The organism is Bradyrhizobium betae, from assembly GCF_050632175.1.
Classification (GTDB): Bacteria; Pseudomonadota; Alphaproteobacteria; order Rhizobiales; family Xanthobacteraceae; genus Bradyrhizobium; species Bradyrhizobium betae_B.
The window spans coordinates 952,971-975,664 of record NZ_CP192576.1; the positions used below are offsets into that span (position 1 = coordinate 952,971).

A 22,694-nucleotide genomic window follows, 5' to 3' on the forward strand; every position below is an offset into this window, starting at 1 on the left:
GACCTCACGGCTTCCCGTAATTCGGAGCCAGCAACCGGTTGCGGATCAGGTAGCTCATGGTGCGCGACCAGGATTCATCCGTATTGCCGCGCATGTCGGCGCTGGCGGCGGCGATCATGGTGCCGGTCTTTACGTCGCGCAGATAGATGTTGAGGTTGATGATCAGGTTCGAGACCTTCTGCACCATACCGGTGATCTCGAGATCCGCGCCCAATTCTCCCGCGAGCTTGAGATCGCAACCGCCGCAGGCTTGCAGATTCGCGTGACGGGCGGCATCCCTGACCGGCGCGATATCGAGCAACTGGAACCGGCCTGAGTCAGCGAGCTCCTTGCGCAATTGCTCGCCGATAAGCACGAGCCGCGCCTCCTCCGGCTTGGAGCCGTAGAACTCGCCGGGCAGGCTGGTGTCGATCAGTTCGAAATCGAACACGGCGAGCTTTGGCGGATCGGCAAGCGCGGCCGAGCCCGTCAACAGCAAAGCTGCGAAACATATCAGCGCTCGCATGATCGTGATTCCCGGCTTGGCACGCGCGAGGACGAAATGCGGGGTTGCATGCCCTGACAAATCGGTCATGCTTCAGCAGAAACAATTCTCCACCGGCGGTCAAGCCGGGGAGCGCACGGAGGAAGCATGATCCGATGGTTGCTCGGCCTGATTGGCTGGAGTCTTGCCGCGACGAGCGTGCTCGCGGCGGAGCCTGTCCAGATCGGCGTCGGCTATCTCGGTGTCGCCGGCGCCAGATCGACACTGTCATTGGTCGAACAGCCCGCGGATAATGACGGCGTAGCCGGCGCGCGCCTTGCGATCGAGGACAACAACACCACCGGAAAGTTCCTGGGCCAGCGCTTTACGTTGGAGGAACGCCGCATCAAGGAGGGCGAGGATGCGGTGCAGGCAGCAACCGACCTCGCCGCGCGCAACGGCTTCATCATCGCCGATCTGCCGGCGGATGCGCTGCTGAAGGTGGCGGACGCCCTGCGCGACCGCGGTACGCTGCTATTCAACGCAGGCGCGATCGACGAGCGGTTGCGAGAGGCCGATTGTCGCGCCAATGTCATCCACACCGCGCCGACGCGCGCGATGCTGGCGGACGCGCTCGGACAATATCTGGTGTGGAAGAAGTGGTCGCGCTGGCTGCTGGTGGTCGGCTCACACGACGAGGACAAGCTGTTTGCGGATGCGCTGAGGCGCACCGCAACGCGGTTCGGCGCCAAGATCGTGCAGGAGAAGAGCTTCGAGGACAAGGGCGGCGCGCGGCGCACGGACAGCGGCGTGACGCTGATCCAGCGCCAGATGCCGGTGTTCACGCAAGGCGCGCCCGCCTACGACGTGCTGGTCGCGGCCGACGAGAGCGAAGTGTTCGGCGCCTATCTGCCCTACCGCACCTGGGATCCGCGGCCCGTCGCGGGCTCGGCCGGCCTCGTGCCGCGCAGTTGGGACGCATCGCAGGATCAGTGGGGCGCGATCCAGATGCAGAACCGCTTCATCAAGCTCAATTCGCGGCGGATGACCGCGCTCGACATGCAGGCATGGACGGCGGTGCGCATGATCGGTGAAGCCACCTCGCGCACCAATTCCGGCGACGTCAGGAAGGTCACCGATTTCATCAAGGGTCCGGACTTCTCGGTCGCCGCCTTCAAGGGCACCAAGCTGACCCTGCGCGACTGGAACCTGCAATTGCGCCAGCCGATCCTGCTGGTCGATGGCCGCATGGTGGTGTCGGTGTCGCCGCAGGAAGGTTTCCTGCACCAGGTCTCCGAACTCGACACGCTCGGCTACGATCGCCCGGAGAGCAAATGCAAGCTGAAGTGAGGACGCAGATGTTGCGCATGTGGCGTGTTGGGCTTCTCTCCGGACTAGCGCTGGCGGCAGCGCCCGCGCATGCGTTTATCGCCTACGTCTCGAACGAGAAGAGCAACACGGTGTCGGTGATCGACACCGAGAGCTGGACGGTGACGAAAACGATCAAGGTCGGCCAGCGCCCGCGCGGCATCGATTTCACCCGCGACGGCAAGTTCGTGATGGTCGCGGTCGGCGACGACGACACCATCCAAGTGATCGACGCGAAGACCCAGGCCGTGGTGGACAGCTTGCCCTCCGGCCCCGACCCTGAGCTTTTTGCCCAGGATGCTGCCGGAAAGGTCCTCTACGTCGCCAACGAGAACGACAACACGGTGACCGTGATCGACCTGGAGAAGCGCACCCGCCTTGGCGACATCCAGGTCGGCGTCGAGCCCGAAGGCATGACCATCAGCCCCGACGGCAAGATTCTGATCAACACGTCCGAGACGACCAACATGGCGCATTTCATCGACACTTCGTCGCGCCAGATCATCGCCAACGTGCTGGTCGACGCACGGCCGCGCTTTGCCGAGTTCAAGCACGACGCCTCCGAAGTGTGGGTGTCCTCGGAGATCGGCGGCACTGTCTCGATCATCGACCCGGTAAAGCATGAGGTGATCGGCAAGGTCTCGTTCGAGATTCCGGGGTTGAGGAAAGAAGCGATCCAGCCGGTCGGCATCGGCATGACCAAGGATGACAAGACCGCCTTCGTCGCGCTCGGCCCCGCCAACCGCGTCGCCGTCGTCGATGTCGCCACGCGCAAGGTGACGAAATACCTGCTGGTCGGACAGCGCGTCTGGCACATGGCGTTCACGCCGGACGAGAAATATCTGCTCACCACCAATGGCGTCTCCAACGACGTCTCGGTCATCGACGTCGCCGCGCAAAAGGTGATCAAGACGATTCAGGTGGGCGAACTGCCCTGGGGCATCACGATCGCGCCATGACCAGCCCTGCTCCCATCGCCGAACCACGCGAGGCGCCAAAGCCGGATCCGGCGGCAATGCCGGCGCTGTCGATCGACGGCGTCAGCCATGCCTACGGCCCGCGCCGGGCGCTGATGGACGTGTCCTTGAACGTGCAGCCTGCGAGCTTCACCGCGCTGCTCGGCCTCAACGGCGCCGGCAAGAGCACGCTGTTCTCGCTGATCACGCGGCTGTTCGGCATCCAGACCGGCCGTGTCTCCATTTTCGGTCACGACGTCAGCAAGAGCCCGGGTGAGGCGCTGCGCCTGCTCGGGGTCGTATTCCAGCCGCGCACGCTCGATCTCGATCTGTCGCTGACGCAGAACCTGCTCTACCACGCCGCGCTGCACGGCATCAGCCGCCGCGAGGCGGCCATGCGCAGCGCCGAGTTGCTCAGCCGCATCGGGCTTGCCGATCGCGCCGCCAGCAAGGTCCGCGATCTCTCCGGCGGCCAGATGCGGCGGCTGGAGATCGCCCGCGCGCTGCTGCACCGGCCGCGATTGCTGCTGCTGGACGAGCCGACCGTCGGCCTCGACGTCAAGGCCCGCGCCGACATCATCAGTCATGTCCGCCAGCTCGTCACCGAGCAAGGCATCGGCGTGCTCTGGGCCACGCACCTGTTCGACGAGATCATAACGGGAGACGACCTCGTGGTGCTCCATCAGGGTAAGGTGCTGGCGCGGGGGCCGATGAGCCGGGTCATCGCGGAGGCCGGCGCGCAGGACGTCAACAGCGCCTTCATGCGCCTGACCGGCGCGCAAGTGATGCCGGGAGGTGGCGCATGAGCAGCATCACCACACGCGATGCGCCGCGCGGCTTCTCGTTCCAGGAGTACATGACCTGCCTCACCGGCATCGTCTGGCGCGAGGGGCTGCGATTCCTGCATCAGCGCGAGCGCTTCGTCTCCGCGCTGGTGCGGCCGCTGGTGTGGCTGTTCATCTTCGCCGCGGGCTTTCGCCAGGTGCTTGGCATCTCCATCATCCCGCCTTACGAGACCTATATCCTCTACGAGGTCTATATCGCGCCGGGGCTGATGGCGATGATCCAGCTCTTCAACGGCATGCAGTCCTCGCTCTCGATGGTCTACGACCGCGAGATGGGCAACATGCGCACGTTGCTGGTGAGCCCGTTGCCGCGCGGCTTCCTGCTGTTCTGCAAGCTGCTCGCGGGCACTGCGGTCTCATTGCTCCAGGTCTATGCCTTCCTGCTGATCGCCTGGCTCTGGGACATCACCCCTCCCGCTTTCGGTTATCTGACCGTGTTGCCGGCGTTGATCCTCTCCGGGCTGATGCTGGGCTCGCTCGGCATGTTGATCTCCTCGGGCATCAAGCAGCTCGAGAGCTTCGCCGGCGTAATGAACTTCGTGATCTTCCCGATGTTCTTCGCCTCCTCGGCTCTCTACCCCCTCTGGCGAGTGCAGGAGGGCAGCCCCTATCTCTATTATCTCTGCGAGGCCAATCCGTTCACCCATGCGGTCGAGCTGATACGCTTTGCATTTTACGGACAAATCAACTGGATCTCGCTGGCGGTCGTGGCTGGCTGCACAATCGTCTTCATGATCGGCGCGATCTATGCCTATGATCCTTCGCGAGGGCTGGCGCGACGGGGCCCTGCGGGAGGCGAAGGATGACGGTTCGGATCTTGGCCCTGGCCGCACTGGCACTCGCAGTTGCGGGCACGCCCGCGCGCGCGGCCGATCCGCGCTATCCAAACTGGCCTTGTACGCAAGCCAAGGTCCCGGAGATCTCGCTCGCCGCCGTCTGGGCCGGTCCTCCGCTCGACGATGCCGAGACCAAATGGAAGGACGATACCAGGGTCACCGCGCTGGTCGCAAAGCTGTCGGCGCGCAAGACGCCGATGGACGAAGCCGAGAGGTCGGTGAAGGAATTTCTGACAGGTTCCGCCGCCGACAAGACCGCGAACGCAAGACTGCTGTTCGCCGGCCTGTTCGACACGCTCAACGCCCAGCGCTCCCAGGTCATGAACGGGCTCGAACGCGTCAGCAGCAAGCAGCGTGAAGCCGCCGACAAGATCCGCGAGGAAGCGATCCAGCTGCAGACCCTCCAGGGCGCAACGCCGCGCGACGACGCCAAGGTCGAGGCGCTCAGCAACGAGTTGATCTGGAAGACCCGCATCTTCGAGGACCGCAGCAAGGTGGTGCGGTTCGTCTGCGAGGTTCCGACCGCGATCGACCAGCGCCTGTTCGCGCTCGGGCGCGTCATCCAACAGGAACTGGAATAGCGTCAGCCATGCTGACAGCTTTTTAGAAGTCCGGTGTTATCAACGCAATCGTTAACCCTTTCAGCGCGCTTGCGGGAACCAATTCGCGCCCGGATCTCTTATCCATGTTGATCTCGAATGCCGGGAGGCCCCGATGGCAACCACGAAATTCATCCTCGCAGGCGCTGCAGCCATCAGCATGCTCGCATCCAGCGCTTTCGCCGACGACATGACCGGAATGGTCACACGGATTGATCGGCTCAGCAGCACGATCTCGATCCAGCAGACGCAAAAGGGCACTGTCGGCGGCGGTGCAGGCGGCGCCGGGGCGGTGCAGCAATACAAGGCCAAGGATGCGGCGATGCTCGACTCCGTCCATGCCGGCGACCGGGTCACGTACTCGGCAACCGACAGTAACGGCACCGGAACGCTGACGAAGTTGCAGAAGCGGTAACGCCTATTGATCGGGGCGCGGCTCCGGCCGCGCCTCCTCGGTGGGGAGTTTCGCGCGCTCCCAGCCATCGGTGCCATCGGGATACCAGGCAATATTGGAATAGCCGTAGGCCAGCGCGCGCTTGGCCGCGTTCCACGACATCCAGCAGTCGGCCAGGCAATAGATCACGAGCAGCGCAGCCTTGTCGCCGCGCGAGGCTTGCGCAAGGCCTCTGCGAAGATAATCGTCCATGGCTGGCGGCAGTACGCCGTAGCCGGTATCCGGCAGCCAGAGACTGCCCGGAATGTTTTTCCGCGGCATGTCGCGCCAGACGGTGCCTTCAGGCAGGTTCTTCGGCTTCGGAGGCCGCGGCAGCACGTCGATGAAGGCGCCGCCTTTCGCGCGCCAGATCGCTTCGGCCTCTGCCGTCGTCAGCACGCGTACGCCCGCAAGCGTCGCGGGCACCGGCGCGCGGTAATTGTCGGTGCGATAGCCATCGGGCTCGAACGGCTCCTGTTGCTGCGCGAATGCGGGCGCCGCCAGCATGGCGGCGACGAGCACAACGGCAAGAGGCCGCCTCATGGTGCCTTCTTGGCCGTCTCCGCACCAAGCGGCCGGTCGCTTTCGTCCAGCAGGGGCACGCCGAACTCGACCAGGATCTTGTTGATCTCGCCCTGGTTCTCCTGGATCAGCTTGTTGAGCTGTCGCTTCCAGTTCTGATCGGCCGGACGCACGCCCATGCCGATGCGGTAGACCAGCTTTGGTCCGGAGGTCTCCTTCACCAGCGGTGTGACGTGCAGCGAGCCGGCCTTCTTCGCATAAAAGCCCGCCATCGGCCCCCACAGCACACCGGCGTCGATCTTGCCGGCGACGAGGTCGTCGATCATCGCCTGCGCCGAATTGTCGAAGCGCGTGTCGATCATCAGCGGATAGGGCTTTGCATCGCCCATCAGGCCGGCCAGCGCCATGTTGGTGGCCGGCGGCGTGCCGGCGACGATGCCGACATGCTTGCCCTTCAACTTCGCATCCTCGAGCCGTGTCGACCTCTTCAAGCCCACTGCCGGCCTTGGCGACCAGCGCGTAGGACGTGCGGTAGTAGGGATTGGTGCCCTGCACGAGGTCGTCGCCCTGCGGGAAGCCCATGATGACGTCGCAGCGATGCGCGCCCAGCGTCATGCGCACGAAGCCGGTGGCCTGCGGAAAGAAGACGTAGTCGAGCTTCTTGCCGAGCTTGCCTGCAAGAAATTCGGCGAGCTTGTTTTCAAACCCCTCGCCCTTTTCATTGGAGAACGGCAGATTGCGCGGATCGGCGCAGACGCGCAAAACATTCGGGTCGACCAACTCGAACGAGAGGTCGCCGCTGTCCTTGGTCTGCCCCAAGGCGACATCGCCGAACGCGCAGGACGCAACCAAGACCCCCAGTGAAAACAACCAGCGACGATGTCGCCCGGCCTCCGTCATCGCGCTTCCTCCATCGTTTGCTCGAATGCTATCCATGCAACGCAGGATGCACCATGTTCTGCCAAACTTTGCGTCGGCTTGTCGTGCTGCAGTGCAACGCGGCAGACCCTTGTGAACTGAGGCGAAAAAATGTCTCGCATCGCTCCCGTGATCGCAGCCTTTGCCCTGCTGGGCTTCCTGACGGTAACACGCGTTGCGGCAGGCGAATTGCCTGTGAGCGAAGTCGCACCGGGAATCTTCGTACACTCTGGGGCCATCGCGCTGATGTCGCGCGAGAATGAAGGCGACATCGCCAATGTCGGCTTCATCGTCGGCGAGGACGCAGTCGCCGTGATCGACACCGGCGGCAGCCTCCGCGAGGGCGAGGCGCTGCTCGCCGCCGTACGAGCCCGCACCAGCAAACCCATCCGCTATGTCATCAACACGCACGGCCATCCCGACCATGTCTTCGGCAACGCGGCCTTCGTTGCGGACGGAACAAGCTTCGTCGGCAACGGCAAGCTGCCGCAGGCGCTGGCGACGCGCGGGCCTTATTATCTCGACAATTTCAGGCGCATCATGGGCAGCGCGCTGATCGATCCCGTGAAGATCGTACCGCCCACAATCCTCGTCAAGAACACGATGACGCTTGATCTCGGATCGCGCCGCCTGACCTTGCGGAGCTGGCCGGCCGGCCACAGCGACAACGACCTGACCGTGCTCGACGAGACGAGCAAGACGCTGTTCGCGGGCGACCTGGTTTTTCTCCGCCACGTTCCGGTGATGGACGGCAGCATTCGCGGCTGGCTCGGCACGCTCGGAGAACTCGAGAGGATTCCTGCATTACGCGTGGTCCCTGGTCACGGGCCTGTGAGCGACTGGCCCGCCGCGCTGGCCGACGAACGGCGCTATCTCACCACGCTCCTGGCGGACGTCCGTACCTCCAACAAGAAGGGCGAGCCGATCCGGACCGCGGCGGACAAGGCGGCCGCGACGGAACGGCCGCACTGGGAACTGTTCGACGACTACAACGCCCGCAACGCAACCGCAGCATTTTCAGAAATTGAATGGGAGTAGCGAACGCGCTACGCTGACCCGGACTGCTTCGTCCGCGCGGGAGATCAGCTTCGCTGACTCCGGAGAGCACGACCATGCCGGGATGCACACGCCGCCGCCTGCCCCTGATCGCCGCCTTGCTCGGCATCGCCTTCGCTGTGCCTGCGCAGGCTGAAGAGGCCTACGATCCCTGGCCGGGCCTGGTGCAGGATATTTTCAACAACCGCCCGATCAACGACGGCGCCGATGTCATCGGCATCGAGATGCCCTATCGCGCCGAGGATGCGGCCATCGTGCCCGTGACCCTGCGCAGCAAGCTCTCGCCCGCCGACAGCCGCCGCATCCGCTCGATCACGCTGGTGATCGACCGCAATCCGGCGCCGATGGCGGCGAAGTTCGAGCTTGGCGCGGATGCCAACGTCACCGAGATCTCCACACGCGTGCGCGTCAATAACTATACCGACGTCCATGCGGTGGCCGAACTCAGCGACGGCCAGCTCTATGTCTCGAAAGTCTATGTGAAGGCCTCGGGCGGCTGCTCGGCGCCGGCGGGCAAGAATGCCGAGGAAGCCAACAATCGTCTCGGCCAGATGCGCTACCGGCAATTCGCGCGCGAGCAGGCACCGGCGAGCCGAATTCGCGAAGCACAAATCATGATCGGCCATCCCAACAATTCCGGCCTGCAGATGGACCAGGTCACGCAGCTCTATATTCCCGCCTTCTTCGTCAACCAGTTGAAGCTGACGCAAGACGACAGCCCCGTGCTGTCGATGGAAGGCGGCATCTCGATCTCGGAAGATCCCAATCTGCGCTTCACCTATGTCTCCAACGGCGCCAAGCGATTCCGCGCAGAAGCAAAGGACACGGACGGGCACGTGTTCCGCAACGAGTGGGATGTCGAGAAGCCGGGGACGTGAGGGCGCCTTCCCTCCCCTTCAAAGTCAAACGCGGTGCGGATGGCTGTGCCCTCGCCCCTTGTGGGAGAGGGCAGCACCGCTGGTAGACAAGAGTTCGCTTGGGTGAGGGGTTGTCTCCGCGAGCTACTCTCTTGCGATAGTGTTCGCGGAGGCATACCCTCATCCGGCGCTTCGCGCCACCTTCTCCCGCAAGGGGAGAAGGAAGAGCGCACCGTCTATGCCGCAATAACTAGAAACACCTCACCTCGGCTTCCGCCTGCGCACGCCGCAAATCGTTCACCGCCGTGTTGGCCTGCTCCGAGGTGCGGAACTGGACGCCGAGATTGCCGCGAACCTGGGCCATGCTGAGCGCGGTTTCGGCGGTGATATATCGTTCATAAGAAACGATCGAAGCCACCACGTCGATCGAGCAGGAACATTGCTCGATTGACTGCCGCGACTCGCCGTTGGCCTTCATGCACCCATAGACATATTCCGCGCGCGCCGACGTCGGATAATCATTGGCCTCCTCGGCCCGCGCCGCGCAGGTGGTCGCAGCCCACATGGCCAATGCGGCGACAATCGGTCGTAGCTGTCCCGCCAGATTCATCCGCGTCCTCCCACAGGTTGCGACGAAAGCTATGCTATGCCTATTGTCCTGAAAAGCACTCCTTCGAGGAAACGGCTCACAAGGTGATGAGGGTTCTTGGTTTGAGAGCGCCTGGACGAACATTGGCGCTCGCGATGACACTGGCGCTGTCGCTGGCCGCATCCTGCCGCGCCGCGGACACGATCCGCCTTGCGGTGCAGAAAACCGGAACATTCTCCTGGGAGCTGGCCGCGATCCGTGCCGGCGGCCTCGACAAGGCGGCGGATCTCTCGCTGGACGTCACCGAACTCGCCAGCCCCGAAGCCGGCAAGATCGCATTGCGCGCCGGGAGTGCCGACATCATCCTGTCCGACTGGCTGTGGGTGTCGCGCGAGCGCGCGCTCGGCGCCAGGCTGACCTTCTATCCCTATTCCAGCGCGCTCGGCGCGGTGATGGTGCCGGCGACCTCGCCGATCAAGACGCTGGCCGATCTGAAGGGCCGCAAGCTCGGCGTTGGCGGCGGCCCCATCGACAAGAGCTGGCTGCTGCTGCAGGCCCGGATGAAGCAGGACGGCATCGACATGAAGTCCGATGCGAGCGTTGTCTATGGCGCGCCGCCTTTGATCGCCGCCAAGGCGCTCGACGGCGAGATGGATGCGAGCCTGAACTTTTGGAATTTCTGCGCGCAGCTCGAGGCCAAGGGTTTTCGCCGCCTCGCCGGAATCGAGGACATCCTGCCGAAGCTGGGCGCCAAGGGCGCGGTCTCCGCGGTCGGCTATGTCTTCGACGAGAATTGGGCGGCGAGCCATCGCGATGCCGTGGCACGCTTCATCGCGATGACCCGCAAGGCCAAGCAGCTGCTGGTCACGTCCGATGCCACCTGGGACAAGATCGCGCCGCTCACCGGCACCAGCGATGCCACCCTGCTCAGGACATACCGCGACCGCTATCGCGACGGCATTCCGCGCCGGAGCATCACTGATGAGGAGGCGGATGCGCGCGTGCTCTACCGCGTGCTGGCCGGGATCGGCGGCCGTGACCTCGTCGGCCCCGCGGCGGAGCTCGATCCCGGCACATTCTATCACGCAGCCCCCGGAGACTGAGGTGCTGCGTCTTCTCTCGTTTGCCATGCTGCTCGCGATCTGGTGGACCGCCGCCCTGTTCGTCGGCGGCGCAAAACTACCCTCGCCGCCGGCCGTCCTCCACGTGATGATCGCGGAGGCATCGAGCGGTGCCCTGTTCCTGCATCTCGGCGCCACGCTGGCGCGCGTCATCCTTGCGTTCGTGCTGGCGATGTCGCTGGGCAGCGCGATCGGCTACCTCATGGGGCGAGTGAAGCTCGCCGACCGGCTCGGCGATCCCTGGCTGATCCTGCTCTTGAACCTGCCGGCGCTGGTCGTGATCGTGCTGGCCTATATCTGGGCTGGCCTGACTGAAGCCGCCGCGATTGCGGCGATCGCCATCAACAAGCTGCCGACCGCCATCGTCACCCTGCGCGAAGGCACGCGCACGCTCGACCGTTCGCTGGACGAGATGGCGACCGTGTTCGCAATGCCGCGCTGGCGTGCCTTCCGCCACGTCGTGCTGCCGCAGCTTGCGCCATACATCGCCGCCTCCGCCCGCTCCGGGCTGTCGCTGGTATGGAAGATCGTGCTGGTCGCCGAACTGCTGGGACGGCCGAACGGGGTCGGCTTCGAGATCGGCGTCGCCTTCCAGCTGTTCGACACGCCACGGCTGCTGGCCTATTCGCTGACCTTCGCCGCCGTCGTGCTCGTGATCGAAACCCTGCTGGTGCAGCCGTTCGAAGCCCGCGCAACAAGGTGGCGGCCCCGTGCGGCTTGAGGTCGAGATCACAGGCAAGACGTTCAACAATGCCGCGGGCGAAACCCACGAGGTGCTGGCGCCGGTCAAATTCGCGCTCCAATCCGGCGAGGTCGGCGTGCTGATCGGCCCCTCGGGTTGCGGCAAGAGTACGATGCTGCGCATTATCCTCGGGCTCGATCACGAATTTCAGGGGCATATCGCGCGGCCGCCGCAGGCGCGCATCGGCATGGTGTTCCAGGAGCCGCGACTGCTGCCCTGGCGCTCGGTCGAGCAGAATGTGCGGCTGGCTGCGCCTGACGTCACGGACGCCAAGCTGTCGGAGCTTTTCAGGATTCTCGAGCTGGAGGCGCATCGCAGCCACTTTCCCGGCGAATTGTCGCTGGGCCTGGCCCGCCGCGTCGCACTTGCCCGCGCTTTTGCCGTCGAGCCGGATCTGCTCGTTCTCGACGAGCCCCTCGCCTCGCTCGACGACGCGCTCGCCGGCCGGCTGCGTGACGAGATCGCGACGCTGGTCGCAAGCCGCCCGGTGATGACGCTGCTCGTCACTCACAGTCTCGACGACGCGATCCGCCTCGGCGACCGGCTATTCTTCCTGTCGCCGCGGCCCGCGCGCATCATTCAGGAGATGCCGATCTCGATCCCGCGCGCCGAGCGCAACGAGGCCGAGCTTGGCCGGATCAGGGCTGAGCTTGCGGCCTTGAAGCTTGAATCGAAATGAAAACTCGTGGTCAATTGAGCCAAAGAAAATTGTCGAGGGAGGTTTCACCATGCGACGTACGCTGATTGCGATCGGCATTCTTTTGGCTGCGATCCCTGGCGCGGCGTTCGCGCAAACGAAGGGCAAGGGCATCCGTCTCTGGAACCTGACGACCGAGACGATCTCCGGCTTCCAGCTCTCACCGGCCGGCAAAACCGACTGGGGTCCCAACCAGTGCCTGAACGACAAGGACAAGGAGGTCGACCACGACGAGCGGCTGCGCATCACCGGCGTCGAGCCGGGTCGCTACGACGCCAGGGTCAGCTATCCCAATTCACGTCAGTGCGTCGTCCGCGACATCGAGATCAGGGCGGACGCGGTGTTCTCGATCGCCGACAAGGATCTGAAGGACTGCACGAAGTAGCGCAGTCGCCTCACGCCTTGTCGTTCGGGTGCGGATATTCGCAGCGCCAGCGCACCGCCTGCCACTTCGGATGGTCGCCGACCCATTGCGCGATATAGGGCGGCGCTGCCATGGCGCATTGCGTCGGCGACCCCGCAAAGTTGAACACCAGATGCTGCTCCTCGCAGGTCGCGGGCGAAAGCAGCGCACACACAGTCACCACAAGGTCGATCGGGTTCATGCCGGGATCCTCGCGCAAGGCGGTGAAGATTAGCACGAAGAGCTACGTCCGGTGGAGAGGGAAGTTTCAATCTGGCCGAAGCAGCGGGAACCCGGGCCGCTAGAAGTTAACGCCGAACACCAGCCGCGCCTGATGGCGTTCGAAATTGACGAGGTCGAGGCTGGCCGCTGTTCCGGCCGGACGACCCCAGGCCTGCATACTCCAGCTGACGGTGAGGCGCGACTTCTCCGATAGCTGGAAATAGGCGGTCGGGCCAACAAACAGCGCCTGGCCCGAAAACTCGCCAAGACCGATGCCCTCGTATTGCCGGAAATAGCGCATCTCGCCGCCGAGCAGCATATTGGGGCGCACGCGGACCAGGCCGGCAAACGCGGCGCCGATGGTCGAGCTCTTCTCCGACAGCCCCGCCATCTCGAAGCGCGCCCATTCTGGCTGATAGATCAAATTGAGCGCGCCGATGACGAAGTTCGGGATCAGCTCACGGTCGAAGGCCAGCGTGAAATCGGTGCCGTACATCCGCCCTTTCGCGCCGGAGGTTTCATCGATGCGCTCGCCATGGAGCTCGGCGGCAACGGTCAACCCGAACGGGGCGCGCTCGCGGTCGAGCAGGCGATAGCGCAGGTCGAGCGAGGCGCCCTGGAAATTGAACTGGCGGCGATCGTCGATGTCAGGGACGCCGGTGATGTCGTGCAGCGTGGCCGTGCCGCCAAGCTCGATGCGGAAGTTCGGCAGCGGGACGACTTCGATTTCGACCTCTTGCGCGAGGGCGCGATAAGTGCCGCCACCCTTACCGAAGCGCCCCGTCGTCTCGGTCTGGAATTCGCGTTCGCCGGGATTGCCGACATCGGTGCCGATCATGAAGCCGAAGATGTGTTCGGTATCGAAGCCCTCTTCGGCGCAGACAGATGCCGGTGCGAGCGCGAGCATGCATGCAACCGCCGTCCAGATCGTGTGGGCTCCAACGCGCATCGCAAACACTACCACGGCTTCGACGGCGTTCGCCACCGAAGCCGCGGCAGGTTCGTCAGTCTTACTTGCGCGCAGCGCAGGCGTACATGTTGATTTCCATGCCGACCGGCACTTCCACGATCTTCGGAGCTTTCCAGGCCATTCGGGTCTCCCAAGGATATTGGGCGCGACAATCGCGCCGGGCAAAACCTAGGGCTGCCTCACGTACAGCGCAAGTCTGGAATCGAACCGCCGACACAGCGAACTGTCGCAATACGCTTGCGAATTTCCCTCTCGGGCAAATCGCCTTCGCTCCCAGTCAATCGCGGCTGCTCTCAGCGCAACAATCGCAGAAGCGCGCGACCGGCGCGCGAGTTCAGCTCCTTCGCATCCAGCGTCCCGTCCCTGTCGGGATTCGCCGCGTTGAAGCGCTGCTCCACAACGGACAGGTATTCGTCGAGCGTGAGTGTGCCGTCGCGATCGGGATCCGCGGCGGCGAGCTCTTTTGCCGTTAACCGTCCGCGCAACTCGCGTGCGTCCAGCGTTCCGTCGTGATCGGGATCGAGCCTGGCGAACAACGCGGCCGCTGCCTTCTTGACCTCGGCAAGATCGAGCGTGCCGTCATTGTCGGTATCGAACATCTTCACCGCACCGCCGGAGGCCGACCAGGCCGGACCGGACAGCACTGCGATCGTGAGCGCAAGCGCAATTGAGCGACGCGATATCATCTTGACCTCCCTGACCATGAGCCCCGATTCGAACAGGACCCGCTCAACATAAGTCCGCAAGCAGTTGTCAGTTCAAGCCGGAATTGCGAGTCGCCGGAAGACACCGAACCCGGTCGCGGGCGACTCTCGCATCGCATCAATCTTCGCACGATGGAAATTGATGCAGCGCATTCGCGCAAGACGAGCAACTTTACTCGAAGATTGCCGCATGCACCCTGGCATCTGGCGTCCAACAAATCGGCAACGCGCGTTCGACTTTCGTATTGACGGGTTTTGCATTCGGGCGGAGTGTTGCACTCGCAGCGTCAAAAGGCGCGCATATTGGGAGGAACGGATGAAACGCTTTGCGATGGCCGCGAGCCTCGTCATATCCGCATGCTCGGTTGCGAGCGCACAAACGACCGAACAACTGGTCAAGGGTGCAACCGATACGTCGAACGTTCTCAACTATGGGATGGGCTACAATCTCCAGCGCTTCTCGACCCTGAACCAGATCAACAAGGACACCGTCAAGAACCTCGTCCCGGTCTGGAACTACAGCTTCAATGACGATCGCAGCGAGGAATCGCAGCCGCTGGTGTACCAGGGCGTGATCTACGTGACGTCGCACAACGCCACCATGGCGGTGGACGCCAAGACCGGCAAGCAGATCTGGAAATCCAAGATCGAATATCCCGCCGAGACGCCACGCATCGTCTGTTGCGGCATCATCAATCGCGGCGGCGCGCTCTACGAAGGCAAGCTGTTCCGCACCACGTTAGATGCCAACGTGATCGCGCTCGACGTCAAGACCGGCAAGGAGCTGTGGCGACAGAAGGCCGCCGACATCAAGGAAGGCTATTCGATGACGGTGGCCCCGCTGGTCGCCGACGGTGTCGTCATCACCGGCATCTCCGGCGCCGAGTTCGGCACCCGCGGCTTCATCGACGGCTGGGATCCGGCAACGGGCAAGCATCTGTGGCGCACCCATTCGATCCCCTCACCCGACGAGCCCGGCGGCGACACCTGGAAAGGCGATACCTGGAAGCTCGGCGGCGGCTCGACCTGGATCACGGGTTCCTATGATCCCGAGCTGAACACGGTCTATTGGGGCATCGGCAATCCCGGCCCGTTCAATTCGGCGGTGCGTCCCGGCGATAACCTCTACACCTGCTCCGTGCTGGCGATGGATCCCAAGACCGGCAAGATCAAGTGGCACTACCAGTTCTCGCCGAACAATCCGTTCGACTACGACAGCGTGGCCGAGATGGTCCTCGCCGACATGAATGTCGAGGGCAAGCCGACCAAGGTGCTGATGGACGCCAACCGCAACGGCTTCTTCTACGTGCTCGACCGCACCAACGGAAAGCTGCTCGCCGCCAATCCTTACGTGAAGGTGAACTGGGCGACCGGCATCGACATGAAGACCGGCAAGCCGATCGAGACCGACGTCACGACCGGCGCGCGCGAGGGCAAGAAGGTCACGGTCTATCCGTCGATCCTCGGCGGCAAGAACTGGGAGCCGATGTCGTTCAACCCGCAGACGGGTCTCGCCTACGCCAACACGCTCGCCTTCGGCGGCCGGTACAAGACCGAGCCCGTCACCTTCAAGCAGGGCGAATGGTATCTCGGCATGGACCTCACCGATCTCTGGGAGTGGGGTGACGGCCCGCGCGGTCATCTCAAGGCGATTGATCCCATGACCGGCAAGTCGAAGTGGGAAGCGCCGAGCGACATTCCGCGCTTCTCGGGCGTGCTGTCGACCGCGGGCGGCGTGGTGTTCTCGGGAGCGCTGACCGGCGAATTCGAGGCCTTCGACGCCGACACCGGCAAGAAGCTCTGGCAGTTCCAGACCGGCTCCGGCATCGAGGGACAGCCGGTGACGTGGCAGCAGGACGGCGTGCAGTATGTCGCGGTCACCAGCGGCTATGGCGGCGTCTATTCGCTGTTCTCCGGCGACGAGCGGCTTGCCAACGTGCCGCCCGGCGGCTCGCTGTGGGTGTTTGCGGTGAAGCAATAGCCACGGCACGATGCGAAAAGAGGTCTCTCTCAGGACGGTGGCGATTATCGCCACCGTCGCGGTGCTGACGGTCGCGCTTGCGGCGACCGTTCGTGCCGCGGACGATTCAACCGGCAATCCCGCGCAGGCGCAGATCGACCATGGCAAGTCGACCTATGCCGAGAAATGCTCGCACTGCCACGGCCCCAACATGCTGAACCCCGGCACCATCACGCCGGACCTGCGCGCCTTCCCCGACGACAAGACGCGCTTCGTCACCACGGTGAAGAACGGCAAGAACAACAAGATGCCACCCTGGGGCGACATTCTCAGCGATGACGAGATCGGGAATCTCTGGGCGTTCATCTCGAGCCGGAGGAAGCCATGAAACGCTGGCTCGCCGCATGGGGCATGGCCGCGATCCTCACGGCGGCGGCGCCGGCCGTCCATGCGGCCGACGATCCGCTGAAAATCTGTCTCGACGAGGATCGGCCACCGCTCTCCATGCATCAAAAAGGCAAGCCGGACTCCGGCTTCGACGTGTTGCTGGCGCAGGCGATCGCGGAACGGATGGGACGGCCGCTGAAAATCCAGTGGTTCGAGAGCAAGCTTGACGAGGATTCGAGCCCGCAGCTCGAGGCCAACGCGCTGCTGTCCGACGGGCGCTGCTCGCTGGTCGGCGGTTACGCGTTGACCACGGATTCCTTGGTCAAGCCCGGCATGAAGACGGCGCGCCTGCCTGACTTCGCCGGCGCCACGCGCGACGACCGGCGGCGGCGCGTCGCGCTCGGCTCGCTCGCGCCGAGCCAGCCTTACGTCTATTCACCGATGACGGTGGTGCTCGGACCCAAGGCGCAGGGCCGCAAGATCGGCGGCATCGGCGATCTCGCCGGCCTTCGCCTCGCGATCGAGAGCGGATCGCTCGGCGACGCCATCCTGATGACGTTCGACAAGGGGCGCCTGATCGACAACATCACGCATCTCGTACCTGGCCGCGACGACCTGCTTGGCGCGCTGGCCCGCGGTGATCATGACGCGACGCTGATCGATCTCGGCCGCTTCGACGCCCATCGTACCGCGCATCCCGACACGGCGATCACGCCTTCCGGCTACTACTACCCGATCGGCGCCAATCGCGGCTATGTCGGGCTCGCCAGCGATCCCGCCCTGATGGAAGCCGCCAACAAGGCGCTGACAGCGCTCGCTGCCGAGGGCAAGATCGCCGAATTCGGCAAGCAGGCCGGCCTGACCTACCTGCCGCCGCGCGAGCCCGTGATCCTTGGCGATGTCTGGATGAAGATCATTCAGCAGTGATGCTCCGCAGAGCCGGCAACGCAATTCGCTGCCGTGTCGGCCCCCGGTCTGCAGCGCACCGCTGACGTAGCGCTGCGCGTATGACGCGAAAGGTGCAATCGTCCGGATGACGCACGATTGGCGACGGTGCCGCCATTCGAATGCGCCAATGTGTCTCGCCTCCCGCCGATGGCGGCGCCAGCCTGATGCAGTACCTTCCGTGAAAATCAGGAGGGAATCATGCCCGCAAACTTCAATCGCCGCCACTTCATCGCCGCCGGTACCAGTGCACTCGCGATGCCTTTCGTTGCGCGCGGCGCCTCGGCGCAAGCCGCATCCCAGGGCACCTGGCCCTCACGGCAGATTCGCATGATTTGCAGCTATCCCGCCGGCGGACAGACCGATCTGCTCGCGCGCGCCTATGGTGAATTCATCTCCAAGCAGATCGGCAAGACGGTCGTCGTCGAGAACAAGCCCGGAGCCTCCGGTGCGATCGGCACGGCGGAGGTCGCCCGCGCCGAGCCCGACGGCCACACCATGCTGTGCTCGATCTCGACCACCTACATCATGAACCGCGTGGTCATGAAGAATCCCGGCTACGACATGGACAAGGACCTGACGCTCGTCAGCGTCATTCCGGGCGCCGGCCTCCTGCTGGTCGCGAACCCCAGGACCGGGGTCAAGACGCTGGAGGATTTCGTCGCCTTCGCCCGCAAGAGCGGCAAGGTGAATTTCGGGACCTACAGCGTGGGCTCGGCCCCGCACATGACGATCAACGAGCTCAACAAGCAATACGGCCTCAACATCGAGCCGGTCCACTACCGCGGCGAAGCTCCGATGTGGACGGGCATGCTGGAAGGCACGCTCGACGCAGCGATGGGCAGCTACACTGCGGCACAATCCGTCCTGCAAAGCGACCGCGGCACCGTGTTCGCGGTGCATTCGAAGAAGGTCGATGCGATCCCCGCTATCAAGACCCTCCCAGAGCAGGGTGCGACATCGAAATTCTTCGCCGTGAGCGGCTTCTCCGGCTGGGCTGTGCCGAAGGCGACGCCGCAGCCGGTCGTCGACCGCCTGGCCGAACTCTGCGTGGCCGCCAACAGCGATCCGAAGGTCAAGGAGGTTCTCGCGACCTTCGTGCTCGAACCGGCGATCGGCTTCAAGGAGACCAACGCGCTGTATCAGCGCGAGCTGCCGATCTGGATCGAGAGCGCAAAGTCGCTCGGGCTCGAGCCCGCCTGAGCCTCGAGGCAGGGGGCGCAGACTGCCCCCTGCTGCCCGGCATCCGACCAAAGCCTAGTGTCTAAACTGTATCTGGCGGCTATGATTGTGCGCTGCCGGCGGAAGACCGGCGCGGACGAGAAAGGTTGCCCGCATGACGCCGGATCCGATCGCCGTGGCTGCCATGGTCATCCTGCTTTTCCCGCTGGGCTATTTCACGCTGGCCTCGCCCGCTTTCCTGCTGGTGAAGCTCGACATCAAGCCGGTCGCCCAATTGCTGCGCGGAATGTTCAACGCCCATTTTCTGGTCATGAGCGTCGCCGGCCTCCTCGGCACGCTGGCCTTCCTTCTCGCCGGCCGACTCGTGTTCGCTGCAATCGTCGGCCTGCTTGCCACTCTGGCAATCACCGGACGCCGCCGGTTCATTCAGCGGATGGACGACCAGCTCAGCGCGAATGACGCGGGCGACACCGAGGCTCCGCGTCGGCTGCGACGCCTGCACTGGAGCGGGATGCTCTGCAACGCAGTGCTGCTTGCGGCTCTGCTCGCCAGCATTCCCTACATTTCAACGTCGGCGTAAAGCGCACCATTACGCGGGGAGGTCACCCTAGTGCTCGCCCGCGGCCACAGCGCCCTGCTGCGCCTTGTGGATCGAAGACGGCACCACGCCGAAATACTTCCGGAACACGCGGCTGAAATGCGATGAGCTGGAGAAGCCCCAGGAGAACGCGACGTCGGTGATGGTCTTGCCGCCGTGAGCTTCGAGCTCCTGGCGGCAGTTCTGCAGACGCGCCTGCCAGATGTAATCGCTCACCGTGGTGCCGCGCTCGGAAAACAGCATGTGCAGATAGCGCTTGGAGCAGCCGAGCTCGGCGGATATCTGGTCGATGCACAGATCCGGATCGCGCAGATGCTCGCGGATGAAGAATTGCGCGCGCACATACATTGCCTCGGGCCCGACACGATCGAACCCCGTGTCCGCTTCGCGCAGCGGCAGCAGCAAGAGATCAATCAGCGAATCGGCGACCCCGACCGCGCTGTTCGCCGAAAGCTTGGCTGCCTCGTCGAAGGTGGCGTGGACAAAATTATGCGCGATCCGTCCCGTACCCGTTTTCGCCGACAGCTTGCAGGCCGGCATCCGCTGCGACGGGAACCCGCGATCGCGCAGCAGCGCCTTCGGAACGATCACGACGTCGTGGCGGGTGAAGGCGGGGCTGATGATCGAATGCGGACAGGAGACATCATAAGCGATGATGTCGCCCGGATTGATTTCGATGTGGCGACCTTCCTGCTCGAAATAGGACACACCGTAGGTCTGGAAGTGGATTTTGATGTACGGGTGTTCATTGGCCTTGGCGCGCGCAAGTGTGTGGGCGATACGGTGCTGGCTGACCTCGATCTGGCAAAGCTTGAGACGCGAGACTGAAGTGTAGTCGATGCGGCCTTCGAGCGAGGACGCCTCCAGCGGATCGACGTCGAAATGTCCACACAGGCTGGTGAGCCCGTCGATCCAGCTCTGGATCTGCCGCTTCGGCGTCAGTCCGGTCGTCGAGAGCGTGTGAATTGTGTCGGACATTAATCCAGCCACTGGTGTTACCCGGGATTCGACGCGAATCGCGACCAGCGCTGCGGAGCCCCGACCCTCGATTGCGTGACGTTTACCTCAAATTTGGGCGATCTTTGGAACGAGCGCCATCGTTCCTTTGCCACCCTTGAAAGTTAATCCTCCGCCTTAGTTGCAGCGTCGTCAAGGGGAACCTGAGCGTTGAGTGCGGTTGCGCAGTCGCGCAGAAGCCGCTGAATTCGCTACTGCAAAATCAAAATGTTCGCATCCGTGCGCTGTCAAGCAAACCGCCTTCTCTCTTGGGCAAGTTTCCCGATGGTGAAGTCGTTACGGATTGCAGCAGGAACAATAAAAACGGGCCGCTGCTGCACGCGGACCCGTAGCTCTCATCCCGAGGAGGAAACAGCACAGCATCGTTTCTGGTCCCAATCGTTGACCGCCCTGCACGAGCAGACGCCGGACGAGAAGCCCGGCGATTGAGCAATGCTTCGGAAACAATAAAACGAAATCAAACGGAGGAATGACTATGCGCAAGGTGCTACTGGCGACCTTTCTTGGCTCCGCGGCGGCGCTCGCCGTCGGCAGCGCGTCAGCCAATGACGAGCTGAACAAGATGTCGCAGAACCCGAAAGACTGGGTGATGCCGGCGGGCGACTATGCCAACACCCGCTATTCCAAGCTCAATCAGATCAACGCACAGAATGTCGGCAAGCTTCAGGTCGCCTGGACCTTCTCGACCGGCGTGCTGCGCGGCCATGAAGGCGGCCCGCTGATCGTCGGCAACATGATGTACGTCCACACCCCGTTCCCGAACAAGGTCTACGCTATTGACCTTTCAAACGAGAACAAGATCGTCTGGAGGTATGAGCCCAAGCAGGATCCGAACGTCATCCCGGTGATGTGCTGCGACACCGTTAATCGCGGCGTTGCCTATGGTGACGGCAAGATCTTCCTGCACCAGGCCGACACGACCCTGGTCGCGCTCGATGCCAAGACCGGTCAGGTTGCCTGGAGCACGAAGAACGGCGATCCCGGCAAGGGAGAGACCGGCACCTCGGCACCGCTGGTCGTCAAGGACAAGGTGCTGATCGGCATCTCCGGCGGCGAGTTCGGCGTTCAAGCCCACATGACCGCCTACGACATCAAGACCGGCAAGCTGGCCTGGCGCGGCTATTCGGAAGGGCCTGACAACCAGCTCCTGGTTGACGACAAGACCACCGCACTCGGCAAGCCGATCGGCAAGGATTCCAGCCTCAAGACCTGGCAGGGCGATCAGTGGAAGATCGGCGGCGGCGCCACCTGGGGCTGGATCTCCTACGATCCGGAGCTGAACCTCGTCTATTACGGATCGGGCAATCCCTCGACTTGGAATCCGAAGCAGCGTCCCGGCGACAACAAGTGGTCGATGACGATCTGGGCGCGCAATCCCGACACCGGCGTGGCCAAGTGGGTCTATCAGATGACGCCCCATGACGAGTGGGACTATGACGGCGTCAACGAGATGATCCTCTCGGACCAGTCGATCAACGGCGCGCCGCGCAAGCTGCTGACGCATTTCGATCGTAACGGCCTCGGCTATACGCTCGATCGCGCCACCGGCGAACTGCTGGTTGCCGAAAAGTACGATCCGAAGGTGAACTGGACCTCCGGCGTCGACATGGACAAGAACTCGCCGACCTATGGCCGTCCGAAGGTGCTCGACGCAGCTTCGACCGACAAGGCGGGCGAGGACGTCAACGTGAAGGGCATCTGCCCGGCCGCGCTCGGCACCAAGGACGAGCAGCCGGCAGCCTACTCGCCGGACACGCAGCTGTTCTATGTTCCGACCAACCACGTCTGCATGGACTACGAGCCGTTCAAGGTGAGCTACACCGCGGGCCAGCCCTATGTGGGTGCGACGCTCTCGATGTATCCGCCGGCGGGTGAGACCCATATGGGCAACTTCATCGCCTGGGACGGCAAGACCGGCAAGATCGTCTGGTCGAACAAGGAGCAGTTCTCGGTCTGGTCGGGTGCGCTCGCAACCGCCGGCGGCGTGGTGTTCTACGGCACGCTCGAAGGCTACCTGAAGGCGGTCGACGCCAAGACCGGAAAGGAGCTCTACAAGTTCAAGACTCCCTCCGGCATCATCGGCAACGTCACGACCTATGAGAACGGCGGCAAGCAGTATGTCGCGGTGCTCTCGGGCGTCGGCGGCTGGGCCGGCATCGGCCTGGCGGCAGGCCTCACCGATCCGACCGCCGGTCTCGGCGCAGTCGGCGGCTACGCAGCCCTCAGCAACTACACGGCTCTCGGCGGTACGCTGACCGTGTTCTCGCTGCCGGCGAACTAGCCTCAATCTCGTATCGCTCCGGC

Annotated in this window: 26 protein-coding genes and 1 pseudogene; 18 read left to right on the forward strand and 9 right to left on the reverse strand. The window is 63.7% G+C overall.

Features of this window, described 5'->3' with window-relative positions:
* Positions 1-4: 4 nt before the first annotated feature.
* Positions 5-574 (reverse strand): DUF3280 domain-containing protein, encoded by a 570-nt coding sequence (locus tag ACQ86E_RS04875; protein ID WP_431204442.1) that lies wholly within the window; start codon positions 572-574, stop codon positions 5-7.
* A 57-nt stretch (positions 575-631) separates the two neighbouring features.
* Here ACQ86E_RS04875 and ACQ86E_RS04880 point away from each other — a divergent pair, with 57 nt between their 5' ends.
* The 6 genes from ACQ86E_RS04880 to ACQ86E_RS04905 all read left to right on the forward strand — a co-directional run bounded on the left by ACQ86E_RS04880 (position 632) and on the right by ACQ86E_RS04905 (position 5,482).
* Positions 632-1,813 (forward strand): ABC transporter substrate-binding protein, encoded by a 1,182-nt coding sequence (locus tag ACQ86E_RS04880; RefSeq protein ID WP_431204443.1) that lies wholly within the window; start codon positions 632-634, stop codon positions 1,811-1,813.
* On the forward strand, positions 1,798-2,790 hold the full coding sequence (locus ACQ86E_RS04885; RefSeq protein WP_431204444.1) for a YVTN family beta-propeller repeat protein: 993 nt from the start codon (positions 1,798-1,800) through the stop codon (positions 2,788-2,790). The genes ACQ86E_RS04880 and ACQ86E_RS04885 overlap by 16 nt, the downstream gene beginning before the upstream one ends.
* Positions 2,787-3,593, forward strand: coding sequence for an ABC transporter ATP-binding protein (locus tag ACQ86E_RS04890; protein WP_431204445.1), 807 nt, complete (start codon positions 2,787-2,789; stop codon positions 3,591-3,593). Before ACQ86E_RS04885 ends, ACQ86E_RS04890 begins: the two co-directional genes overlap by 4 nt.
* Positions 3,590-4,438, forward strand: a complete 849-nt coding sequence (locus ACQ86E_RS04895) for an ABC transporter permease (protein WP_431204446.1) — start codon at positions 3,590-3,592, stop codon at positions 4,436-4,438. The genes ACQ86E_RS04890 and ACQ86E_RS04895 overlap by 4 nt, the downstream gene beginning before the upstream one ends.
* A complete protein-coding gene (locus ACQ86E_RS04900; RefSeq protein WP_431204447.1) occupies positions 4,435-5,049 on the forward strand; it encodes a hypothetical protein in 615 nt (204 codons plus the stop codon). The genes ACQ86E_RS04895 and ACQ86E_RS04900 overlap by 4 nt, the downstream gene beginning before the upstream one ends.
* 133 nt (positions 5,050-5,182) lie before the next feature.
* Positions 5,183-5,482: a copper-binding protein gene (locus ACQ86E_RS04905; RefSeq protein ID WP_431204448.1), complete on the forward strand. Its 300-nt coding sequence runs from the start codon at positions 5,183-5,185 to the stop codon at positions 5,480-5,482.
* Positions 5,483-5,485: 3 nt separating this feature from the next.
* Here the strand turns inward: ACQ86E_RS04905 and ACQ86E_RS04910 are convergent, their stop codons facing one another.
* Positions 5,486-6,043, reverse strand: coding sequence for a PQQ-dependent catabolism-associated CXXCW motif protein (locus tag ACQ86E_RS04910; RefSeq protein WP_431204449.1), 558 nt, complete (start codon positions 6,041-6,043; stop codon positions 5,486-5,488).
* A pseudogene (locus ACQ86E_RS04915) lies at positions 6,040-6,922 on the reverse strand (substrate-binding domain-containing protein). Before ACQ86E_RS04915 ends, ACQ86E_RS04910 begins: the two are co-directional and overlap by 4 nt.
* 129 nt (positions 6,923-7,051) lie before the next feature.
* On the opposite strand from ACQ86E_RS04915, the gene ACQ86E_RS04920 reads away from it, so the two are divergent.
* The gene (locus tag ACQ86E_RS04920; protein WP_431204450.1) at positions 7,052-7,978 is read left to right on the forward strand and encodes a quinoprotein relay system zinc metallohydrolase 2; all 927 of its coding nucleotides are present in this window, start codon (positions 7,052-7,054) and stop codon (positions 7,976-7,978) included.
* Positions 7,979-8,052: 74 nt separating this feature from the next.
* Positions 8,053-8,874, forward strand: coding sequence for a quinoprotein dehydrogenase-associated SoxYZ-like carrier (locus tag ACQ86E_RS04925; protein WP_431204451.1), 822 nt, complete (start codon positions 8,053-8,055; stop codon positions 8,872-8,874).
* 229 nt (positions 8,875-9,103) lie between these two features.
* Here the strand turns inward: ACQ86E_RS04925 and ACQ86E_RS04930 are convergent, their stop codons facing one another.
* Positions 9,104-9,463, reverse strand: a complete 360-nt coding sequence (locus ACQ86E_RS04930; protein WP_431204452.1) for a hypothetical protein — start codon at positions 9,461-9,463, stop codon at positions 9,104-9,106.
* A 134-nt stretch (positions 9,464-9,597) separates the two neighbouring features.
* On the opposite strand from ACQ86E_RS04930, the gene ACQ86E_RS04935 reads away from it, so the two are divergent.
* The 4 genes from ACQ86E_RS04935 to ACQ86E_RS04950 are packed head-to-tail and all read left to right on the forward strand — an operon-like array spanning position 9,598 to position 12,387.
* On the forward strand, positions 9,598-10,545 hold the full coding sequence (locus ACQ86E_RS04935) for an ABC transporter substrate-binding protein (RefSeq protein ID WP_431204453.1): 948 nt from the start codon (positions 9,598-9,600) through the stop codon (positions 10,543-10,545).
* A 1-nt stretch (position 10,546) separates the two neighbouring features.
* Entirely contained in the window at positions 10,547-11,284 is a 738-nt protein-coding gene (locus ACQ86E_RS04940; protein WP_431204454.1) for an ABC transporter permease, read from the forward strand.
* The gene (locus ACQ86E_RS04945) at positions 11,274-11,984 is read left to right on the forward strand and encodes an ABC transporter ATP-binding protein (protein ID WP_431204455.1); all 711 of its coding nucleotides are present in this window, start codon (positions 11,274-11,276) and stop codon (positions 11,982-11,984) included. Before ACQ86E_RS04940 ends, ACQ86E_RS04945 begins: the two co-directional genes overlap by 11 nt.
* Before the next feature lie 49 nt (positions 11,985-12,033).
* Complete coding sequence (locus ACQ86E_RS04950; RefSeq protein ID WP_431204456.1) at positions 12,034-12,387, forward strand: hypothetical protein; 354 nt, start codon at positions 12,034-12,036, stop codon at positions 12,385-12,387.
* Between the two features lie 10 nt (positions 12,388-12,397).
* Here ACQ86E_RS04950 and ACQ86E_RS04955 read toward each other — a convergent pair whose 3' ends face one another.
* From ACQ86E_RS04955 to ACQ86E_RS04970, 4 genes are all read right to left on the reverse strand, one after another.
* Complete coding sequence (locus tag ACQ86E_RS04955; RefSeq protein WP_431206398.1) at positions 12,398-12,607, reverse strand: hypothetical protein; 210 nt, start codon at positions 12,605-12,607, stop codon at positions 12,398-12,400.
* 99 nt (positions 12,608-12,706) lie between these two features.
* Positions 12,707-13,612, reverse strand: a complete 906-nt coding sequence (locus ACQ86E_RS04960; protein ID WP_431204457.1) for a hypothetical protein — start codon at positions 13,610-13,612, stop codon at positions 12,707-12,709.
* Between the two features lie 25 nt (positions 13,613-13,637).
* Positions 13,638-13,718 carry a pyrroloquinoline quinone precursor peptide PqqA gene (gene pqqA / locus ACQ86E_RS04965; RefSeq protein ID WP_012029362.1) on the reverse strand — a complete coding sequence of 27 codons (81 nt, stop codon included), beginning with the start codon at positions 13,716-13,718 and terminating at the stop codon, positions 13,638-13,640.
* 172 nt (positions 13,719-13,890) lie between these two features.
* Positions 13,891-14,283: a calcium-binding protein gene (locus ACQ86E_RS04970; RefSeq protein ID WP_431204458.1), complete on the reverse strand. Its 393-nt coding sequence runs from the start codon at positions 14,281-14,283 to the stop codon at positions 13,891-13,893.
* A gap of 334 nt (positions 14,284-14,617) precedes the next feature.
* Between ACQ86E_RS04970 and ACQ86E_RS04975 the strand changes: the two genes are divergently transcribed.
* From ACQ86E_RS04975 to ACQ86E_RS04995, 5 genes are all read left to right on the forward strand, one after another.
* Positions 14,618-16,282: a methanol/ethanol family PQQ-dependent dehydrogenase gene (locus tag ACQ86E_RS04975; protein WP_431204459.1), complete on the forward strand. Its 1,665-nt coding sequence runs from the start codon at positions 14,618-14,620 to the stop codon at positions 16,280-16,282.
* A gap of 10 nt (positions 16,283-16,292) precedes the next feature.
* Positions 16,293-16,649, forward strand: coding sequence for a c-type cytochrome (locus tag ACQ86E_RS04980; RefSeq protein WP_431204460.1), 357 nt, complete (start codon positions 16,293-16,295; stop codon positions 16,647-16,649).
* A complete protein-coding gene (locus ACQ86E_RS04985; RefSeq protein WP_431204461.1) occupies positions 16,646-17,575 on the forward strand; it encodes an ABC transporter substrate-binding protein in 930 nt (309 codons plus the stop codon). The genes ACQ86E_RS04980 and ACQ86E_RS04985 overlap by 4 nt, the downstream gene beginning before the upstream one ends.
* A gap of 219 nt (positions 17,576-17,794) precedes the next feature.
* Positions 17,795-18,796, forward strand: a complete 1,002-nt coding sequence (locus ACQ86E_RS04990; protein ID WP_431204462.1) for a Bug family tripartite tricarboxylate transporter substrate binding protein — start codon at positions 17,795-17,797, stop codon at positions 18,794-18,796.
* A gap of 133 nt (positions 18,797-18,929) precedes the next feature.
* On the forward strand, positions 18,930-19,355 hold the full coding sequence (locus ACQ86E_RS04995) for a hypothetical protein (protein WP_431204463.1): 426 nt from the start codon (positions 18,930-18,932) through the stop codon (positions 19,353-19,355).
* Positions 19,356-19,382: 27 nt separating this feature from the next.
* On the opposite strand, the gene ACQ86E_RS05000 is transcribed toward ACQ86E_RS04995, so the two are convergent.
* The gene (locus tag ACQ86E_RS05000) at positions 19,383-20,351 is read right to left on the reverse strand and encodes a helix-turn-helix domain-containing protein (protein WP_431204464.1); all 969 of its coding nucleotides are present in this window, start codon (positions 20,349-20,351) and stop codon (positions 19,383-19,385) included.
* Positions 20,352-20,865: 514 nt separating this feature from the next.
* Here ACQ86E_RS05000 and xoxF5 point away from each other — a divergent pair.
* The gene (xoxF5, locus tag ACQ86E_RS05005; RefSeq protein WP_431204465.1) at positions 20,866-22,671 is read left to right on the forward strand and encodes a lanthanide-dependent methanol dehydrogenase XoxF5; all 1,806 of its coding nucleotides are present in this window, start codon (positions 20,866-20,868) and stop codon (positions 22,669-22,671) included.
* The last annotated feature ends 23 nt before the right edge of the window (positions 22,672-22,694 follow it).

What these genes read in the sequence shown, in the direction of transcription:
- ACQ86E_RS04885 (WP_431204444.1), top strand. Translation starts at nt 1,798, where the DNA reads ATGCAAGCTGAAGTGAGGACGCAGATGTTGCGCATGTGGCGTGTTGGG.
- ACQ86E_RS04905 (WP_431204448.1), top strand. Translation starts at nt 5,183, where the DNA reads ATGGCAACCACGAAATTCATCCTCGCAGGCGCTGCAGCCATCAGCATG.
- ACQ86E_RS04930 (WP_431204452.1), bottom strand. Translation starts at nt 9,463, where the DNA reads ATGAATCTGGCGGGACAGCTACGACCGATTGTCGCCGCATTGGCCATG.
- ACQ86E_RS04875 (WP_431204442.1), bottom strand. Translation starts at nt 574, where the DNA reads ATGACCGATTTGTCAGGGCATGCAACCCCGCATTTCGTCCTCGCGCGT.
- ACQ86E_RS05000 (WP_431204464.1), bottom strand. Translation starts at nt 20,351, where the DNA reads ATGTCCGACACAATTCACACGCTCTCGACGACCGGACTGACGCCGAAG.
- ACQ86E_RS04890 (WP_431204445.1), top strand. Translation starts at nt 2,787, where the DNA reads ATGACCAGCCCTGCTCCCATCGCCGAACCACGCGAGGCGCCAAAGCCG.
- ACQ86E_RS04900 (WP_431204447.1), top strand. Translation starts at nt 4,435, where the DNA reads ATGACGGTTCGGATCTTGGCCCTGGCCGCACTGGCACTCGCAGTTGCG.
- ACQ86E_RS04880 (WP_431204443.1), top strand. Translation starts at nt 632, where the DNA reads ATGATCCGATGGTTGCTCGGCCTGATTGGCTGGAGTCTTGCCGCGACG.
- ACQ86E_RS04895 (WP_431204446.1), top strand. Translation starts at nt 3,590, where the DNA reads ATGAGCAGCATCACCACACGCGATGCGCCGCGCGGCTTCTCGTTCCAG.
- ACQ86E_RS04950 (WP_431204456.1), top strand. Translation starts at nt 12,034, where the DNA reads ATGCGACGTACGCTGATTGCGATCGGCATTCTTTTGGCTGCGATCCCT.
- ACQ86E_RS04920 (WP_431204450.1), top strand. Translation starts at nt 7,052, where the DNA reads ATGTCTCGCATCGCTCCCGTGATCGCAGCCTTTGCCCTGCTGGGCTTC.
- ACQ86E_RS04910 (WP_431204449.1), bottom strand. Translation starts at nt 6,043, where the DNA reads ATGAGGCGGCCTCTTGCCGTTGTGCTCGTCGCCGCCATGCTGGCGGCG.
- xoxF5 (WP_431204465.1), top strand. Translation starts at nt 20,866, where the DNA reads ATGCGCAAGGTGCTACTGGCGACCTTTCTTGGCTCCGCGGCGGCGCTC.
- ACQ86E_RS04985 (WP_431204461.1), top strand. Translation starts at nt 16,646, where the DNA reads ATGAAACGCTGGCTCGCCGCATGGGGCATGGCCGCGATCCTCACGGCG.
- ACQ86E_RS04990 (WP_431204462.1), top strand. Translation starts at nt 17,795, where the DNA reads ATGCCCGCAAACTTCAATCGCCGCCACTTCATCGCCGCCGGTACCAGT.
- ACQ86E_RS04955 (WP_431206398.1), bottom strand. Translation starts at nt 12,607, where the DNA reads ATGAACCCGATCGACCTTGTGGTGACTGTGTGTGCGCTGCTTTCGCCC.
- ACQ86E_RS04980 (WP_431204460.1), top strand. Translation starts at nt 16,293, where the DNA reads ATGCGAAAAGAGGTCTCTCTCAGGACGGTGGCGATTATCGCCACCGTC.
- ACQ86E_RS04925 (WP_431204451.1), top strand. Translation starts at nt 8,053, where the DNA reads ATGCCGGGATGCACACGCCGCCGCCTGCCCCTGATCGCCGCCTTGCTC.
- pqqA (WP_012029362.1), bottom strand. Translation starts at nt 13,718, where the DNA reads ATGGCCTGGAAAGCTCCGAAGATCGTGGAAGTGCCGGTCGGCATGGAA.
- ACQ86E_RS04975 (WP_431204459.1), top strand. Translation starts at nt 14,618, where the DNA reads ATGAAACGCTTTGCGATGGCCGCGAGCCTCGTCATATCCGCATGCTCG.
- ACQ86E_RS04995 (WP_431204463.1), top strand. Translation starts at nt 18,930, where the DNA reads ATGACGCCGGATCCGATCGCCGTGGCTGCCATGGTCATCCTGCTTTTC.
- ACQ86E_RS04970 (WP_431204458.1), bottom strand. Translation starts at nt 14,283, where the DNA reads ATGATATCGCGTCGCTCAATTGCGCTTGCGCTCACGATCGCAGTGCTG.
- ACQ86E_RS04935 (WP_431204453.1), top strand. Translation starts at nt 9,598, where the DNA reads ATGACACTGGCGCTGTCGCTGGCCGCATCCTGCCGCGCCGCGGACACG.